This window comes from Burkholderia sp. FL-7-2-10-S1-D7, from assembly GCF_001524185.1.
Lineage (GTDB): Bacteria > Pseudomonadota > Gammaproteobacteria > Burkholderiales > Burkholderiaceae > Burkholderia > Burkholderia diffusa.
Genome location: NZ_LOWY01000022.1, coordinates 110,623 through 125,245 on the forward strand (window position 1 = coordinate 110,623; position 14,623 = coordinate 125,245).

Below are 14,623 nucleotides of genomic sequence, written 5' to 3' on the forward strand. Positions count from 1 at the left end.
AGCCCGGCGTCGACCGCCGGGCCTACCGGTACGGCGTCCGGCGCGACGCTTCCGCCTGCCAATGGCACCAAACCCGTTCTCGTCGCCGATGTGACGGTCTTCCCGGCCGCCGACGGCAGCGACCAGGCCGACGCGTTGCAGAAAGCATTCGACAGCCTGCGTGCCGGCCAACGCCTGGTCATCGCACCGGGACGCTACGTCGTCGGGCATTCGCTTGCCGTGACGGTGCCCCAGGCGGTGATTTCCGGATATGGAGCGACGCTGGCCGCCACGAACCCGGCCGACCAGACGCTCGTGATGAGTGGCGCGGGTTCGACGCTCGTCGGCGTGACGCTGGCCGGCACCGGCACGACGCGCCTCACGACGCCCGAGTCGACGAAAGTCGAGGTGACGGGCTCGGACGTTCAGGTGCTCGGCGTGACGATCCAGGGCGGCGCGAGCGCCGGGATCTTCGTGTTCGGCGGCAACGGTATCGCGATCGTGGGCAATACCGTTCAGGCGACGCTGGCCGACGGCATCCATACGACTTACGGTTCGACCAACGTGCTGGTGCAGAACAATACGGTGGCCGGCACCGGTGACGACCTGATCGCCGTGGTCAGCTATCTCGGCGACGGCCGCCTGAGCAACAACGTGCTGATCGACCATAACGCGGTGTCGGGCAACGCGTGGGGGCGCGGCATCACCGTCGTCGGCGGGCAGGCAGTAACGATCTCGAACAATACGGTCGACGGCGTCGAGAAGGCGGCGGGAATTCTGGTCGCACAGGAGGACAGCTGGAAAACCTACGGGTCTTCGAACGTCGTCATCACGGGCAATACGGTGACCAACATTCAGACCGCGAACGTGAACAACGGGCTGCAGCCGACGCAGCAGGGCGCGATCGAGCTGGATACGTGGTCGGGAACCGTGTCGGATGTCACCGTGGCGGACAACCGCGTGTCGGGCTCCGGCTATGCGGGTTTCCGGGCGTACGGGAACGTGTGTTCGTTCAGTGTGACGGGCAACACGTTTTCGTCGATTGCCGGCTTGCCGGTCTCGCTGTTGACGAATGGTTGCGCGGCGAACCAGATCGTCGTCGATGCGAATCGGCTCGGGGACGGCAGTCTGCTGGCGCTGCCGGCCGGGGCGTCGCCGACGGGGACGTTTGCCGTGACGGGTGCGAATGCGAGTCTGATGCCGCAGGTCAGGACCGGGTTGATGCAGTGACGGGGCGGTGAGGCTGCAAGGCGGGTGGGTGTTGTGTGGCAAAGCCTGGCGTAGGTGGTCGCGGCCGAACAGGGGACCAGGCGGGAACGTGCGCGAATCAGCGGCCGGATGCAGCAAATGCGGGGGACGCAGGTTTCAGGCACAACTCGACCGCCCGAACGCGTTCTGGGTATGAATACATGGACTTTGGCCGCATTCACTTCGGTCCAGCCATTCTTCTGGGTCGTAAACCACTCGCGCGCGACGGCTTCAAACGTCGATGCGGATTCGATCGCTCGGGTGCGTTTTGCTTCTCGCTTCTGCTCGGTCGGATCGGTGTCGGCGGCCAGTTGCTTCCGCACATTGAGACAGGCCCGTCGAGCCTCAGCCAGTGTCACCGCTGGATAGACGCCGAAGGCGGCGCGCTTCTCGTTGCCGTCGAATCGGTACTTCATCCGCCGTTAGCGCGATTCGTTCGGCATTACCTCTAGGTACAGCCCCTTGCCGTCTGCGAGGCGATAGGGCTTGTCGGCAGGCTTGGCCTTGCGGATCTGCATCTCGGTGAGCGGGGTAGCGCGCTTCGGCATGGCGTGGGGGCATCGAGTTTGGGGGCATGGAGGCATGTCCCAAAAGATGCCCACAGGTTAGGTTGCTTGTAGTGGGCAACCTTGGGTAGTGATGGCAGCAAAAGCCTAGGCGACACAGGGATGTGCGCGATTTTTGGGGAAAGCTTGGGAAGTATTGGGAACTAGGCTGGTCCCCGACAGAATTCATGTTTCCTATCTCACGGCTGGGTGGGTTCAGCGGGTTCAGATTATCCGTAGATATCAACAAAAATACCGACAGGCGTATCGGCGTAGGCTGGATTAGCCGAAGGGGACGTTGTGCGTAAGCTTGTCGTGCCGTCGGAAGCAAAAATATCTGGAGATTTGGAGATGGACGACCGGGCAGGCGGTATCCATTCCGTCTCTTTGCGAACTGCTCCGCCGTCTGGAACGTTCCGCGCAAAGAATCGCGCCGCGCCGACGCTTACCCGGTGTGCTGCTGGTGTAGCCGTTGCGTGGCTGCCATCTTGAGCCAAGGGCGGTTGGCCATTCCGGCTATCCCGGCGCCGATTTTCGTCCCGCAAACTGAAGTTGACTCAAGTCAATCGTTCATACGAGCTGGCACCTAACCTGATGCTAACCAGTCGTTACGCTTCGCCCCGGTATCCGATGCGCCGGCAGGCATTGCGACGCTTGCTTCGCATCTACAAGACGCTCGCGTCTCGTCACGATACGTGCCAAGTGTGTCTGCCGGTGAGGCAACGTCGCGGCATCCGCCGTATACAACGTTTTTACGCTTTCGCGAGCGCCCTTACCGCCAAGTTTACTGGGGTCCACCTACGCTGAATTTAGCGGAAGTCCAACAGGAGGCACGCTCATGGATCTCCTTTACCTGATCGGCATCGGCGCTTTTGCCGGCTTGATCGCCACGATGGTTGCCGGTTGCGACAAACTCCGCCGCGTAAAGGGAGGCCGGCCATGATCGCGTGGATGATGTGGCTCGCCGGAGCATCGACGTTCATTCTTTTCGCCTATCTCCTTTATGCGCTGCTGCGCGCGGAGGATCTCGAATGAACCTCAACAACCTGCTCCAGACCGCACTTTATATTGTCATTTTGACTGCGCTGGCACTGCCGCTCGGCCGTTACATTGCCAGCGTGCTCGACGGCTCGTCCATGGTCGTCCGGCGTATCGGCCGCCCCGTCGAATCGTTGCTGTTCAGGCTCGCGGGTGTCGATCCCGGCACCGAGATGTCATGGAAACAATACGCGCTTGCGGTGCTCGTCTTCAACGCGCTCGGCGTGCTCGTCGTCTATGGCGTGCTGCGCCTGCAGCAATGGTTGCCGGGCAATCCGCAGGGATTCGGTCCGATGTCGCCCGATGCCGCATTCAATACGGCCGTCAGCTTCGCGACCAACACCAACTGGCAGGATTACACGCCTGAGCAGGCCGTCAGTTACTTGACGCAAATGACGGGCCTGACCGTGCAGAACTTCTTTTCCGCCGCGACCGGCATTGCCGTCGTGATCGCGCTGGTCCGGGGTTTCGCGCGCCATTCGGCGAAAACGATCGGCAATTTCTGGGTGGACCTGACACGCATCACGCTGTATATCCTGATGCCGATCGCGACCGTCATCGCGCTGGTGCTCATGAGCCAGGGCGCGATTCAGAATTACCTCGCTTACGTCGACGTCCCGACGCTCCAGGTCACGACCTATCAGGCGCCAAAAACGGATGCGCAGGGTAATCCGGTGAAGGATGCGAAGGGCAATCCGGTGATGATCGAGCAGAAGGCCGACAAGCAGACAATCGCGATGGGGCCGGTGGCCTCGCAGGAAGCGATCAAGATGCTCGGCACCAACGGCGGTGGTTTCTTCAATGCCAACTCCGCGCATCCGTACGAGAACCCGACGCCGTTTGCCAACTTCGTGCAGATGATCGCGATGCTTGTGATCCCCGCGGCGCTGTGCGTCGTCTTCGGCAGGGTGGTTGGTGACGCGCGCCAGGGCTATGCGATCCTCGCGGCGATGACGATTGCGTTCGCAGTCGCCTGTTGGGGCGAGATTTCCGCCGAGCAGGCCGGCAACCCAGTGTTCACGACGCTGCACGTCGATCAGCGTGCGACTGCCAGCCAGGACGGCGGCAATATGGAGGGCAAGGAAACCCGCTTTGGCATCGCGCAGTCGGGTATCTTCACCGTCGCGACGACTTCCGCCTCCTGTGGCGCGGTCAACAACATGCATGACTCGTTGACGCCGATGGGCGGATTCGTGCCGCTGTTGCTGATCGAGCTGGGCGAAGTGATCTACGGTGGCGTCGGCTCCGGTCTGTACGGGATGCTCGTGTTCGCGCTGCTCGCGGTGTTCGTCGCCGGGCTGATGATCGGGCGCACCCCAGAATACGTTGGCAAGAAGATCGAGTCGTACGAGATGAAGATGGTGTCGATTGCGGTTCTGCTGACGCCTCTGCTCGTGCTGGTCGGCGCGTCGGTCGCCGTGCTGTCGGCGGCAGGCGTGGCGGGCATTGCGAACCCCGGGCCGCACGGCTTTTCGGAGATCCTGTACGCATACAGTTCCGCCGCGAACAACAATGGCAGCGCCTTCGCTGGTCTTTCGGTCAATACGCCCTTCTACAACGTAACGCTTGCGATCGTCATGTGGTTCGGCCGGCTCGGCACGATCGTGCCAGTGCTCGCGATCGCTGGCTCACTTGCGGACAAGAAGCGCCTTGCCGTCACGGCCGGTACGTTGCCGACCCACGGGCCGCTGTTCGTGGTGTTGCTCCTCGGGACCGTGGTGCTGGTTGGCGCGTTGACCTATGTGCCTGCACTGGCGCTCGGGCCGATGGTCGAGCACCTGATGATGATTGCAGGTCACTGATGTCCTTGATGGCGAGGCAAGCATGACTTCCCATACCGAACCTCCGATGCATGGTCCGGACAATCTTGGCCATACCCGTATCGCGGCACGGTCGATGTTCGATCCAGCCATCATGCGGCCGGCGCTGATTGATTCATTCCGCAAGCTCGCGCCTCGCACGCAACTGCGTAATCCAGTGATGTTTTGCGTGTACGTCGGCAGCATCCTGACGACGATCCTCTGGCTTGCCGCGTTGCGCGGCGAAGCGGAGGCGCCTGCGGGCTTCATTGTCGCGATCGCGCTGTGGCTGTGGTTCACCGTGCTGTTTGCGAATTTCGCGGAGGCGCTCGCCGAAGGGCGCTCAAAGGCGCAAGCTGCTTCGCTGCGCGCGGCGCGTCACGATGTCATGGCGAAGAAACTCGAGGATGCACATCCGAAATCGCCGGTTCGCATCATGACAGCCAGCGATCTTCGTCGGGATGACATCGTTCTGGTCGAAACCGGAGACACGATCCCGGCTGACGGCGAGGTGATCGAAGGTGTCGCATCGGTTGACGAGTCGGCGATCACGGGCGAATCCGCGCCGGTGATTCGCGAATCAGGCGGCGATTTTTCGTCGGTGACAGGCGGCACGCGCGTGCTGTCCGACTGGATCGTGGTTCGAGTCACGGTAAACCCCGGCGAAGCGTTCCTGGACCGGATGATCGCGATGGTCGAGGGCGCGAAGCGTCAGAAGACACCCAACGAGATTGCACTGACAATCCTGCTCGTCGCGCTGACGATCGTGCTGTTGCTGGCGACTGCAACATTGCTGCCGTTCTCGATCTTCTCCGTCGCGGCTGTGAAGGCCGGGCATGCGGTCACAATCACGGCGCTCGTTGCGCTACTCGTGTGCCTGATCCCGACGACGATCGGTGGCCTGCTGTCGGCGATCGGCGTCGCGGGGATGAGCAGGATGATGCAGGCAAACGTGATTGCGACGTCCGGCCGGGCTGTCGAGGCAGCGGGCGACGTCGATGTGCTGCTGCTTGACAAGACCGGCACGATCACGCTTGGCAACCGCCAGGCGTCCGCCTTCTTCCCCGTGATGAACGTGACTGAGGACGCTCTTGCCGACGCGGCGCAACTGGCATCGCTGTCTGACGAGACACCGGAAGGTCGCAGCATCGTCGTCTTGGCGAAACAACGATTCAATATTCGCCAACGCGACATGGCTGTCCTCCATCCAGTCTTTCTCGCGTTCAGTGCGCAAACCCGCATGAGTGGAGTCGATCTGCCGGATCGAGAAATTCGCAAGGGCTCGGCCGATGCGATCAGGCACTACGTCGAGGTGCGCGGTGGTCGCTTTCCCGCAGATATGGACCAGATCGTCAATGACATTGCGAGACGCGGCAGCACTCCGCTCGTTGTGTCGGAGCTGCAAAATGGTCTCGCGCGCGTGCTCGGGGCTATTGAGCTGAAGGACATTGTGAAAGGCAACATCAAGGAACGCTTCGCCGAGCTTCGCAAGATGGGCATCAAGACCATCATGGTGACTGGCGACAATCGCCTGACTGCGGCGACGATTGCTGCGGAGGCCGGCGTTGACGACTTTCTTGCCGAGGCGACGCCCGAGACGAAACTGACGACGATTCGCACGCATCAGGCCGAGGGGCGACTGGTCGCGATGACCGGCGACGGCACGAACGACGCACCCGCACTCGCACAAGCCGATGTCGCGGTGGCGATGAACACGGGCACACAGGCCGCGAAGGAAGCGGGCAACATGGTCGACCTCGATTCGAATCCGACCAAGCTGATCGAAGTGGTCGAGATCGGCAAGCAGATGTTGATGACGCGAGGTTCGCTGACGACCTTTTCGATCGCCAACGACGTCGCGAAGTATTTCGCGATCATTCCGGCGGCCTTCGCGACGACATATCCGCAGTTACGCGTGCTCGACGTGATGCACCTGACGTCGCCGTCTTCGGCGATTCTGTCGGCCGTCATTTTCAACGCGCTGATCATCGTTGCGCTGATTCCGCTCGCGCTCAAGGGAGTGAAGTATCGTCCGCTCGGCGCGGCGGCGCTGCTGCGCCGCAACTTGTTGGTCTATGGGTTGGGCGGCATCCTGCTGCCGTTTCCGTTCATCAAGCTGATCGACATGACCCTGAGTGCATTTGGCTGGGCATGACTGTAGAGGTTCATCGTGAAAACAATGCTTCGTCCCGTGCTTGCGTTGTTTATCTCCCTGACCGTGATCACAGGCGGGATCTATCCGCTGATCGTGACCGCGATCGGTCACGCCGTATTTCCGTGGCAGGCCAATGGGAGTCTGCTGATGAAGGACAGCAAGGCCATCGGTTCGGCAGTGATCGGCCAGCAATTCGATGCGCCGCATTATTTCTGGGGACGGCTATCGGCCACGTCTCCGAATCCCTACAACGCGCAGGGGTCCGGCGGGTCGAATCTCGGCCCGACGAATCCTGCCCTTGCGGATGAGGTGAAAGGCCGCATCGACGCGCTGAAAGCCGCCGGCACTGACCTGTCGAAGCCCGTACCAGTCGACCTTGTGACGTCGTCCGGCAGTGGCCTTGATCCGGAGATCACCCCGGCTGCTGCTGCTTACCAAGCAGAGCGGGTCGCCAAAGCGCGCGGTCTGGCCGTCGAGCAGGTGAACCAACTGATCGCCGCAAACACGTCCGGGCGCCAGCTCGGTGTCCTGGGCGAAGCGCGCGTCAACGTACTCAAGCTGAACCTCGCACTCGACGAGATGAAGCCGATGCATTGATGCCCCAGCAATCGCCGCGGAGCACACGTGAATGCGACTCGTGGGAGCGACAGTCGGTCAGCCATCCACAGCCAGCCATTCTGCCTCATGCCCATGGCGCGACGTGAGCAGCGCCGTCGCTTACGTATGGTCTATGGGGCCGCTTGCCCCGGCTGCCGCAGCGGAAGACATCCAATCATGTTGCCGCGCCCGACCGGGCCGGTACGACGGCATAACGGCGGGCACTGCGGACGCGCGTCGTCGTCCGCCTGCATGAAACGATCGATTCGGTAAAGATGCGCAGCCCCAATACCACTGTTGTGCTTATCGACCACGATGCGTGCATCCGCCATTTTGTGCGCGCATCACTCACGGGCGAGGGTATGACTGTTTTCGAGGCCGCTACTGGTGTGCAAGGATTGTCGGAGGCCGCGACCCGGCGCCCCGATTTGCTGATCGTCGACGTCCGCTTGCCGGACATTAATGGCGTAGATTTGATTCGGGAGTTTCGTCGCTGGTCCACCTCGCCACTGATTGTTCTGTCGTCCATGGCCCGGGAGGTGGACAAAGTCGCTGCGTTGAATGCCGGCGCTGACGACTATCTCACGAAGCCGTTTGGACTGCCGGAGTTAATGGCACGTATCCATGCCCAATTGCGAAGGCAGGCGCGCGACGGGGCTACCGGGGCTGCGACGATTTGTTTCGGCACCATCGCGGTGGACCTTGGCGAGAGAAAAGTGACACGCGACGGCTGGCCGGTTCATTTGAGCCGAATTGAATATCGTCTACTCGCTGAACTTGCTCGGCATGCAGGTCAACTGATGACGCATGACGAATTGCTTCGGGCGGTGTGGGGGCCGGCGCATACCAGGGATCAGCACTATTTGCGAGTTTATGTCGGGCATTTGCGGCAAAAGCTGGAAAGTGACCCAACTCATCCCGAGCACATCATAACGGAGGCCGGTACGGGATATCGTCTCGCCGGAACGCGTTAGGCCGCGCTACCGCTTCCAACGAGTTGGTCGCCGCGATTTCGGCGGCCCGTTTAGCGTCCTTCTTCGCCTCGCCCGGATCAATGCCGGCCGCGATCTGCTCGCGGGCCTCGTCGCGCTTCTTCCGTGCCGTCGCGAGCGTGACGGCCGGATAGACGCCGAGGGCGAGCGTGTTCTGCTTGCCAAGGGGGTAACGATGGGAGCTGGAAGGCCGCCAGACGGGCTTGAGCGGGGGACTTCTTGTGAATCTTGGGAATGGTTTGGGGCATGACTGGTCCCCCGACAGAATTCATGTCTGTATGACACATAAGGGGGTTGTGGCTGATCTTTGTAAAAAAACCCCTAAAACAACCCCCTAGTGTCCGAAGTCATGAGCGGGTGGTATTGCACGCCGGAGAGCAATACGGGTCAGGTTGTTGGAGGCGAATTTCGATCCAGGCTACCAAACAACCCGTCCTAATTTGATCTATGCCTTCGCGGCGCCCTTCGCGGGCCTTGCCACAGTCTTTGAGTTTGAGATGTAACGAGCGTCGCTCAATGGAGACTGGTAATAGTCTTCGTCCAAGAACCTAAGTAGTCGCTTCAACTCGGCACGTGTTTCTGGGAATTCAATAACTATTTTTCCGTCAATCTCTTGCGTTTTTATCTCAATATCAAAGCTGGTCGCAACTTTGGAAATTTGATCGGCGGGCGTTTTTTCTAAGATTCCAGATTGTCGGATTAACCCAATCTTCCGCCGAATCCAACCGTCACACGTATCCAAAAATGCCTTCTGGGCTTCTGCGGGTTTTTCTGCAATGCGGCAGAAATCCTTGACATCAGCATCCGTGGCTTCTTTGAAATACCCGGACACATCAAAAATCGTTCTGACGAAGTGAAAGCTCGAAAAAAGTAATTTCTGTCCGTCAAGAACGGCAGTCAATTTATTATCGAGCGTCAGTCCGGTTCCATCGAATTTTACGAATTTGTCTTTACTGTGGATGATCGAAAAACCTTTGGGGCTGATAATTCTTCGGCGGTCAAATGCTTGCGCAAGCACCCGTGTTTTCCCATCTTTTGTGTACCCTGAGAATACAGCGCGTACATGCTCAAGCCCGCCGTTTTCGATGCTGAGTTCAGGGTAACCCAGTGGGTCCGCTATGGCAGCGCCTAGTTTGTCGATGTCGTCGAATTCGTCGATGTATAGCAGTTCCCGTTCTTCAGGGCGATATTTGCCATCAAACTTATAATAGTCGCCTTCTTCGATTCCGGAAAAGAATCTTTCCTCTTGTTCCAGGAGTAATTCCGTGATGGATTTCTGCAGTTCCTGTGTGACGGAAACGCGCATTACTCGATTTTCGTTGATGTCGGTCAGAACGAATAGGTTTAACTGGGTATCGGGCATGGCTTAGCTCCTGTCTAATATTAGATATTCTGTTAGCTGTGCGACGTCAGTTATGCTTTTGACGTTGACGATTTTTCTCTTTGTGATGAGGAGAAAAGAGATTCCGCTTTCTGAATCTACTTCATAGAAGTGGTAGCCAAATATTCCGAGGAGTGGGTTTACTTGAATTGAGTGTGTTCCCCAGATTACGAAGGCGAGTAAGGCGATAAAAATGAAAATCGCGGTCGGCTCCAAATTTAATGACTTCGCAAAAAATAGCGGGAGCACGTAAGCCACAAAGAAGCCGATGACGTCTTTGTCAGCAGACTTTGCCTTCTTAATCGTAATGGGGAGGGTCTCTAGACGCGTCTTCGCTAAGTTCACGATACCGACGCAGGAGCCACCGAGCAAGATCGCGGTAGCGAGCGCAACGAGACCCCACGGCAGGAAGCCTTGCTTCAAGGTTACGACGTAGCTCAGAGAGAAGCAGACAGGAGCGAGCGCGGTCGCGATGAAGTACGTCTTGACTATTTTTCCGAACATGGCTGGTCTACCGTCGCGATACTGTATAAAAACACAGTACTTCGTCGGCGCGGTTTGCGCAATCCGTCCCCGAATTTCACGTGCATTGCGTTACCCGTGGTGGATAGGGTTACCGCAGCTTCACGTATGATGAGAATTCGGTAATTATTCCGTAAACGCTACGGCGGTGGAGGAAAATTATGCTGGATGAATTTGTAGCTGCAATCCGCTCTTGCAACCGCATTCGCCTGACCTTTTTCAGTAAAGAGGATGGGCATCAGCTTGTGCGCCGCTGTGCCCCGATGGACTACGGCCCCAGTCGGAAAGCCGCGAACAGGGCGAACAGGTTTCACTTTTGGGACTATGACAGCGACTCGTCGCAGCACACTTTGAGCCTCCTGCCTGATCAGATCGTGCGAATTGACGTCTTGGATGAGCTTTTCGATCCGTCGGAATTCGTAACATGGCCCCCGCAGTGGTTCGTTGAGAGAGACTGGGGTGCATATTCCTGATCCTTGTTAGTGCGCCGGTCTCCTCTAACAGCCCAGCGGCGTCTGAACATCGCCTCTCGAATCTATTCGGCGACGTTCACCTGGCGCGCGATTCTTAGTACGATTCGCTCAACGCAGGTATGAAAATCCGATAAGACGCGGGGGGGCGAACTGGTTGCGCCTTAACCATCGATGTAACGTATCCGAGTGAGTAGGCCTTGGAATCAGGCTACTGCCGGATCGCGCATGCGCATCAGAAGCGATTCGACCGCTGGCGTGAGCGGGTCGGTCGTGCCTTCGCGGTCATCGTATAGGGTGCCGAGTACGAGCAGCACCGCAGAGCGCACCGGGCCGGGCACAGTGCTCGGCGTGTCGCCATCGTCGAGCGCCCAGGTGTCGGGTATTTCCTTGAGCTTCAGATAGTCCACGACGATGTCGCTGGCAGCATCGATTAGATCCTTGATCGCGTCGTCGTCGTCGCCCGCTTCAACGCGCAGATGCGAGAGTGCGCGATTGAATGAGACGAGTTGTTTAATTGCCATTCGTCGGCTCCTTTGATTCAGGTGTGCTGGCCGTCGCGGTGCTGCTCGGCGCGGGATCTTTGTCGCGCTCGGCGAGCGCACGCAGTGAGTAATTCTGCTGCTGGAGGTAGGGCGTATCGCCGCCAGGAACCGGCGCCATGTTCTCGGCAGCGCGCGCCTCATTTGGGGCCATCCAGCCACCGCCTACCGCTTTCGAGTGGGCGTCATATCGCGCGGCCGGATCCATCCGCAGCAGCCCGCGCACGTCCACGTCGAAGCCTTGCCCGTCCGGCACCTCGAAACCGTCGTCGAGACAGAGTTCGAGTTCTTCGATGGGGGCTTGCAGGCAATCGGTGTAGTACGACTGTTCAAGCGCGCCGATGTTGGCTGCCGTTTTCGAACCGGTCGGATCTGCGCCGATCTTGTAGAGCGGGACGTGGTAGCAGCGTGCGACGTCCTCAACGGCCCAACGCAGTTGTTCGACGAGCTGCGCATCCGTCGCAGTCATCATGACGGTTTCGTACTTAAGCCCTTCGCCCACTACGGCCAAACGGCCGGCGTTCTCGCCGCCGTAGTTCGTTTCCCAATGGGTCTTCAGTCGGTTTGCGGTCTCGTCGCTGATCTTGCCGGGCGCGGACAGGATGCCGCCAGGCCGCGACATGTTGCCGAAGAACTTCCGGCTGTTCTGCTGGATACGGTTTCCCATCGTGCCGGCCGCGGCTGCCGCGACGATCGGCGATACACCAATGAGCGGATGCCACGGGCAGATACCGCGATCGTGGATGATCTCTGACGCCGGAATCGTGACTTGCTCGGGCAGGCCGCGTAGCGGATCGGCGGCGACCTGATAGAACACCGCACCGCTGGGCGCGACGAGCGGAACAACGCGCGTCGGGTCGAGCACGTACATCGCAATCACGTTGCGCAGCATGTCGCGAACGAGCAGGACATACGTGTTGCCGGCGAGCAGCTTCGATACCTGCCACGCCTTCACGAACTGAATTCGATTTTGGTACGGATTCGGCCGACGTAGCGGCCCCGTGAAGCGGGGCGCACTGGCGTCCTGCCAGATATTGCCGATCTGCTTCACGTACCGGATGCCGAGTTTCGAAATGTCCGAGGCGATGCGATCCACGCACGCGTACACGGCCGAGAACGCGAGCAGTTCGTGACGGCTATCAACACCCATACCGGCCTGCCACGCGCCCGCGAACGGCTCGCGCACGACACCGGCTGTCGAACTGCCGCCACCGACTGGAACGGGCGGGGCGGCTTTCCGCACCCACGAGAAAAGCCGCATCAGCCCCCCGGCCGCATGTCGCGGCGCTTGTACGTTGAACGTTTCGCCGCCGGCTCGCGGATCTTCCCGAGCAGGATCAGCAACTCAACGTGCTTCGGGTCGCCAACCTCGATCCGCTCGCCGACGTGTCGTGTGCGCCCCGCATACGGGAACGCCACGACTACTTCATAGGTTTGCATGGCGTTCCCCGCTTAGCCCGCTTGCGCCGCGTCGCCGTAGGCCGCGCCGGAAATGTACTGGACGCCTTCGACGCGGCGACGCTTCCAGTTGATGAAGCGCTCGGCCTTCATGGCAATGAAGCCGCTTTGCCAAAGCGACACAAGCTCCGTAGCGCCTGCGACGGGTGCGCTGTCCATCTGCAGCGATGCTTCGCGGCTAACGTCGAGCGTCACACCGCCGTCGTCAGCGAACAGGATTTCACTTGCCTTCGCGAGCACGATGTTGTTGCCGACCGTCTGCGAGAGGATCGCCGGCAGACCGAAGAACGTGCCGCCCGCCATCGTCAGGCCCGGGAATTCCGGCTGTCCCATCACGTTCAGCATCAGGGAGAGCGAGAGGGCCGTCGTTTCCGACATGATCCAGACCGCTCCGGCAACCGACAGATTGGCGTTGATGAACGCCTGAAACACCTTCTTTACGTCTGCGCGCACGGCTTCCGCATCATTGCCGGATGCCGGAATCGCTTTGACGCCGTTCGTGATCGACGCAGGCGACAGGCCATTCGCGCCGGCTTCAACATCCGGGTCGATGAACTGCCCGTCGAGGAATTGGCTGATCGTCGAAATGAGATCCTGCTGGATGACGCCTTCTGCGCTCGGCGTCGAGAAGCGCGCGAGTTCTTCCGTGATCGCGACGATGCCTGCAACCTTCGAGAAGCCAAGCGTCGTCGTGTTGAACGCCAGAGCAGACACCGGCGCCGGCTTCCCTTCGCCGACCCAGCCGACCGACGAGCCCGTCGCTTGGCCGGGGATGCGGACATTGAATGGCACACGACGCAAACCTTCGATGCGGCCGACGATCGTAGCCGGGCGCAGCAGTTCGATGAATTCGGCGGCCATGTCCTGGTACTGGACGAGCGGCCCGGCCCACGCCGGATCAGTCGTCGTGCCTGCGGCGACTGCCGCCTTGAGTACGATTTCGACTTCGGGCGTCGAATCCTTCCATTGCTTCGCGATCTCGGCTGCTTGCATGAGATTGCCCTTCGAGCGTGCGAGTGCGATCGCGTAGCGCGTGAACGCCGTACCCTTGGCGACGTTCGGCTTCACGATGATGGGAGAGTGAGTGGTCGGGCCGCCAGCGACCGGGACAGCCGACTTCGCCTCGATCGCTTGCTGTTCCTTCAGGCGCACTTCGTGAGCGTCGAGCGACTTCAGTTCGAGGCCGATTTGGTCGTAGTCCTTTGCCTCGCTGTCGTTGAGCGTGCGAGCGCCGTCGGCCGCTGCGCCGTCCATCAGTGCCTTTTGTCGTGCGAGGTGATCGGCGCGCTTCTTCGCAACGGCCTTGAGCTGTTCAGCAATGGTCATGTCAGATTCCTTGATGGTGGGAGCACTCAAACGCACGACGGGCGCTCCCACGCGGGACTTGTCATGCGCCTTGATCGATTGAACTGCCGCATCAGCGTTTGCCGGGATCGTCACGGCGCTGAGTTCGAACAGCTCGCAGGATTTGATGAGGAAGCCGCCTGTCGCCTTGTCGTAATCGGCGTCGATGGGGCGGAATCCGATGGACAGGCCTGGAACCAAGCCAGCCTTGATGAGGTTGTATGCCTCGTCGATGTACGCGGCAGTGCCGGGCGGGGCGATCGTCGCTTCAACTTCTGCACCGGCCGCGGTGATCGTCATTTTGTTGACGGTGCCGATCGGTTTGCTCGGGTCGTGCTGCCACAGCAGCGGGAAGGGCGTTTTGAACTGGATGCCTTCTGGAACGACGGTATCGCCTGCGCGATCCGGCGTCGGCGTCGAGGCGATGCCCTTGAGCACCCGCGAAGCGTGGTCGAGGTTCTTCACCTCGAACCGCGAGAACGCTTTATTCGAAGCCTTCGCGGTTTGCTTGGTGATAAATTTCGAAATTTGTCGATTCATTGGCGTTTGATTG

13 protein-coding genes and 2 pseudogenes are annotated in these 14,623 nt (G+C 60.0%); 6 read left to right on the plus strand and 9 right to left on the minus strand.

Translation table 11 applies throughout. The annotated features are described in order from the left end of the window. The first annotated feature begins 90 nt into the window (after window positions 1–90). Window positions 91–1,209 carry a right-handed parallel beta-helix repeat-containing protein gene (locus WS75_RS10965; protein WP_059680496.1) on the plus strand — a complete coding sequence of 373 codons (1,119 nt, stop codon included), beginning with the start codon at window positions 91–93 and terminating at the stop codon, window positions 1,207–1,209. A gap of 299 nt (window positions 1,210–1,508) precedes the next feature. Here the strand turns inward: WS75_RS10965 and WS75_RS34505 are convergent. Both WS75_RS34505 and WS75_RS34510 read right to left on the minus strand, forming a co-directional pair. Continuing rightward, window positions 1,509–1,643 (minus strand): annotated as a pseudogene (locus tag WS75_RS34505) (Arm DNA-binding domain-containing protein); the annotation flags it as partial. Window positions 1,644–1,649: 6 nt separating this feature from the next. Further along, window positions 1,650–1,775 (minus strand): Arm DNA-binding domain-containing protein, encoded by a 126-nt coding sequence (locus tag WS75_RS34510; RefSeq protein WP_257129356.1) that lies wholly within the window; start codon window positions 1,773–1,775, stop codon window positions 1,650–1,652. Between the two features lie 939 nt (window positions 1,776–2,714). Between WS75_RS34510 and kdpF the strand changes: the two genes are divergently transcribed. The 5 genes from kdpF (at window position 2,715) to WS75_RS10995 (ending at window position 8,335) form a co-directional block, all read left to right on the plus strand. Then, complete coding sequence (gene kdpF / locus WS75_RS10975) at window positions 2,715–2,807, plus strand: K(+)-transporting ATPase subunit F (RefSeq protein WP_082729569.1); 93 nt, start codon at window positions 2,715–2,717, stop codon at window positions 2,805–2,807. Beyond that, on the plus strand, window positions 2,804–4,612 hold the full coding sequence (kdpA, locus tag WS75_RS10980) for a potassium-transporting ATPase subunit KdpA (RefSeq protein ID WP_059680498.1): 1,809 nt from the start codon (window positions 2,804–2,806) through the stop codon (window positions 4,610–4,612). The genes kdpF and kdpA overlap by 4 nt, the downstream gene beginning before the upstream one ends. Before the next feature lie 94 nt (window positions 4,613–4,706). After that, complete coding sequence (gene kdpB, locus WS75_RS10985) at window positions 4,707–6,764, plus strand: potassium-transporting ATPase subunit KdpB (protein WP_059680499.1); 2,058 nt, start codon at window positions 4,707–4,709, stop codon at window positions 6,762–6,764. Window positions 6,765–6,779: 15 nt separating this feature from the next. Then, on the plus strand, window positions 6,780–7,361 hold the full coding sequence (gene kdpC, locus WS75_RS10990; protein WP_059680500.1) for a potassium-transporting ATPase subunit KdpC: 582 nt from the start codon (window positions 6,780–6,782) through the stop codon (window positions 7,359–7,361). A gap of 275 nt (window positions 7,362–7,636) precedes the next feature. Beyond that, the gene (locus WS75_RS10995) at window positions 7,637–8,335 is read left to right on the plus strand and encodes a response regulator (protein WP_059680501.1); all 699 of its coding nucleotides are present in this window, start codon (window positions 7,637–7,639) and stop codon (window positions 8,333–8,335) included. 1 nt (window position 8,336) lies between these two features. Here WS75_RS10995 and WS75_RS31890 read toward each other — a convergent pair. The 7 genes and pseudogenes from WS75_RS31890 to WS75_RS11030 all read right to left on the minus strand — a co-directional run. Next, a pseudogene (locus WS75_RS31890) lies at window positions 8,337–8,621 on the minus strand (Arm DNA-binding domain-containing protein); the annotation flags it as partial. A gap of 177 nt (window positions 8,622–8,798) precedes the next feature. Next, a complete protein-coding gene (locus WS75_RS11000; protein ID WP_082729562.1) occupies window positions 8,799–9,716 on the minus strand; it encodes a Kiwa anti-phage protein KwaB-like domain-containing protein in 918 nt (305 codons plus the stop codon). Between the two features lie 3 nt (window positions 9,717–9,719). Continuing rightward, window positions 9,720–10,238 carry a hypothetical protein gene (locus tag WS75_RS11005; protein WP_059680503.1) on the minus strand — a complete coding sequence of 173 codons (519 nt, stop codon included), beginning with the start codon at window positions 10,236–10,238 and terminating at the stop codon, window positions 9,720–9,722. Window positions 10,239–10,932: 694 nt separating this feature from the next. After that, window positions 10,933–11,250: a head-tail connector protein gene (locus tag WS75_RS11015; RefSeq protein ID WP_059680505.1), complete on the minus strand. Its 318-nt coding sequence runs from the start codon at window positions 11,248–11,250 to the stop codon at window positions 10,933–10,935. Continuing rightward, a complete protein-coding gene (locus WS75_RS11020) occupies window positions 11,240–12,454 on the minus strand; it encodes a phage portal protein (protein WP_179948897.1) in 1,215 nt (404 codons plus the stop codon). Before WS75_RS11020 ends, WS75_RS11015 begins: the two co-directional genes overlap by 11 nt. Window positions 12,455–12,528: 74 nt before the next feature. Then, window positions 12,529–12,708: a hypothetical protein gene (locus WS75_RS11025; RefSeq protein WP_059680507.1), complete on the minus strand. Its 180-nt coding sequence runs from the start codon at window positions 12,706–12,708 to the stop codon at window positions 12,529–12,531. Between the two features lie 12 nt (window positions 12,709–12,720). Beyond that, complete coding sequence (locus WS75_RS11030) at window positions 12,721–14,610, minus strand: phage major capsid protein (protein ID WP_059680508.1); 1,890 nt, start codon at window positions 14,608–14,610, stop codon at window positions 12,721–12,723. Window positions 14,611–14,623: the final 13 nt, after the last annotated feature.

What these genes read in the sequence shown, in the direction of transcription:
- kdpB (WP_059680499.1), top strand. Translation starts at nt 4,707, where the DNA reads ATGTTCGATCCAGCCATCATGCGGCCGGCGCTGATTGATTCATTCCGC.
- WS75_RS11000 (WP_082729562.1), bottom strand. Translation starts at nt 9,716, where the DNA reads ATGCCCGATACCCAGTTAAACCTATTCGTTCTGACCGACATCAACGAA.
- WS75_RS34510 (WP_257129356.1), bottom strand. Translation starts at nt 1,775, where the DNA reads ATGCCGAAGCGCGCTACCCCGCTCACCGAGATGCAGATCCGCAAGGCC.
- WS75_RS10995 (WP_059680501.1), top strand. Translation starts at nt 7,637, where the DNA reads ATGCGCAGCCCCAATACCACTGTTGTGCTTATCGACCACGATGCGTGC.
- kdpA (WP_059680498.1), top strand. Translation starts at nt 2,804, where the DNA reads ATGAACCTCAACAACCTGCTCCAGACCGCACTTTATATTGTCATTTTG.
- WS75_RS11015 (WP_059680505.1), bottom strand. Translation starts at nt 11,250, where the DNA reads ATGGCAATTAAACAACTCGTCTCATTCAATCGCGCACTCTCGCATCTG.
- WS75_RS11005 (WP_059680503.1), bottom strand. Translation starts at nt 10,238, where the DNA reads ATGTTCGGAAAAATAGTCAAGACGTACTTCATCGCGACCGCGCTCGCT.
- WS75_RS11030 (WP_059680508.1), bottom strand. Translation starts at nt 14,610, where the DNA reads ATGAATCGACAAATTTCGAAATTTATCACCAAGCAAACCGCGAAGGCT.
- WS75_RS11025 (WP_059680507.1), bottom strand. Translation starts at nt 12,708, where the DNA reads ATGCAAACCTATGAAGTAGTCGTGGCGTTCCCGTATGCGGGGCGCACA.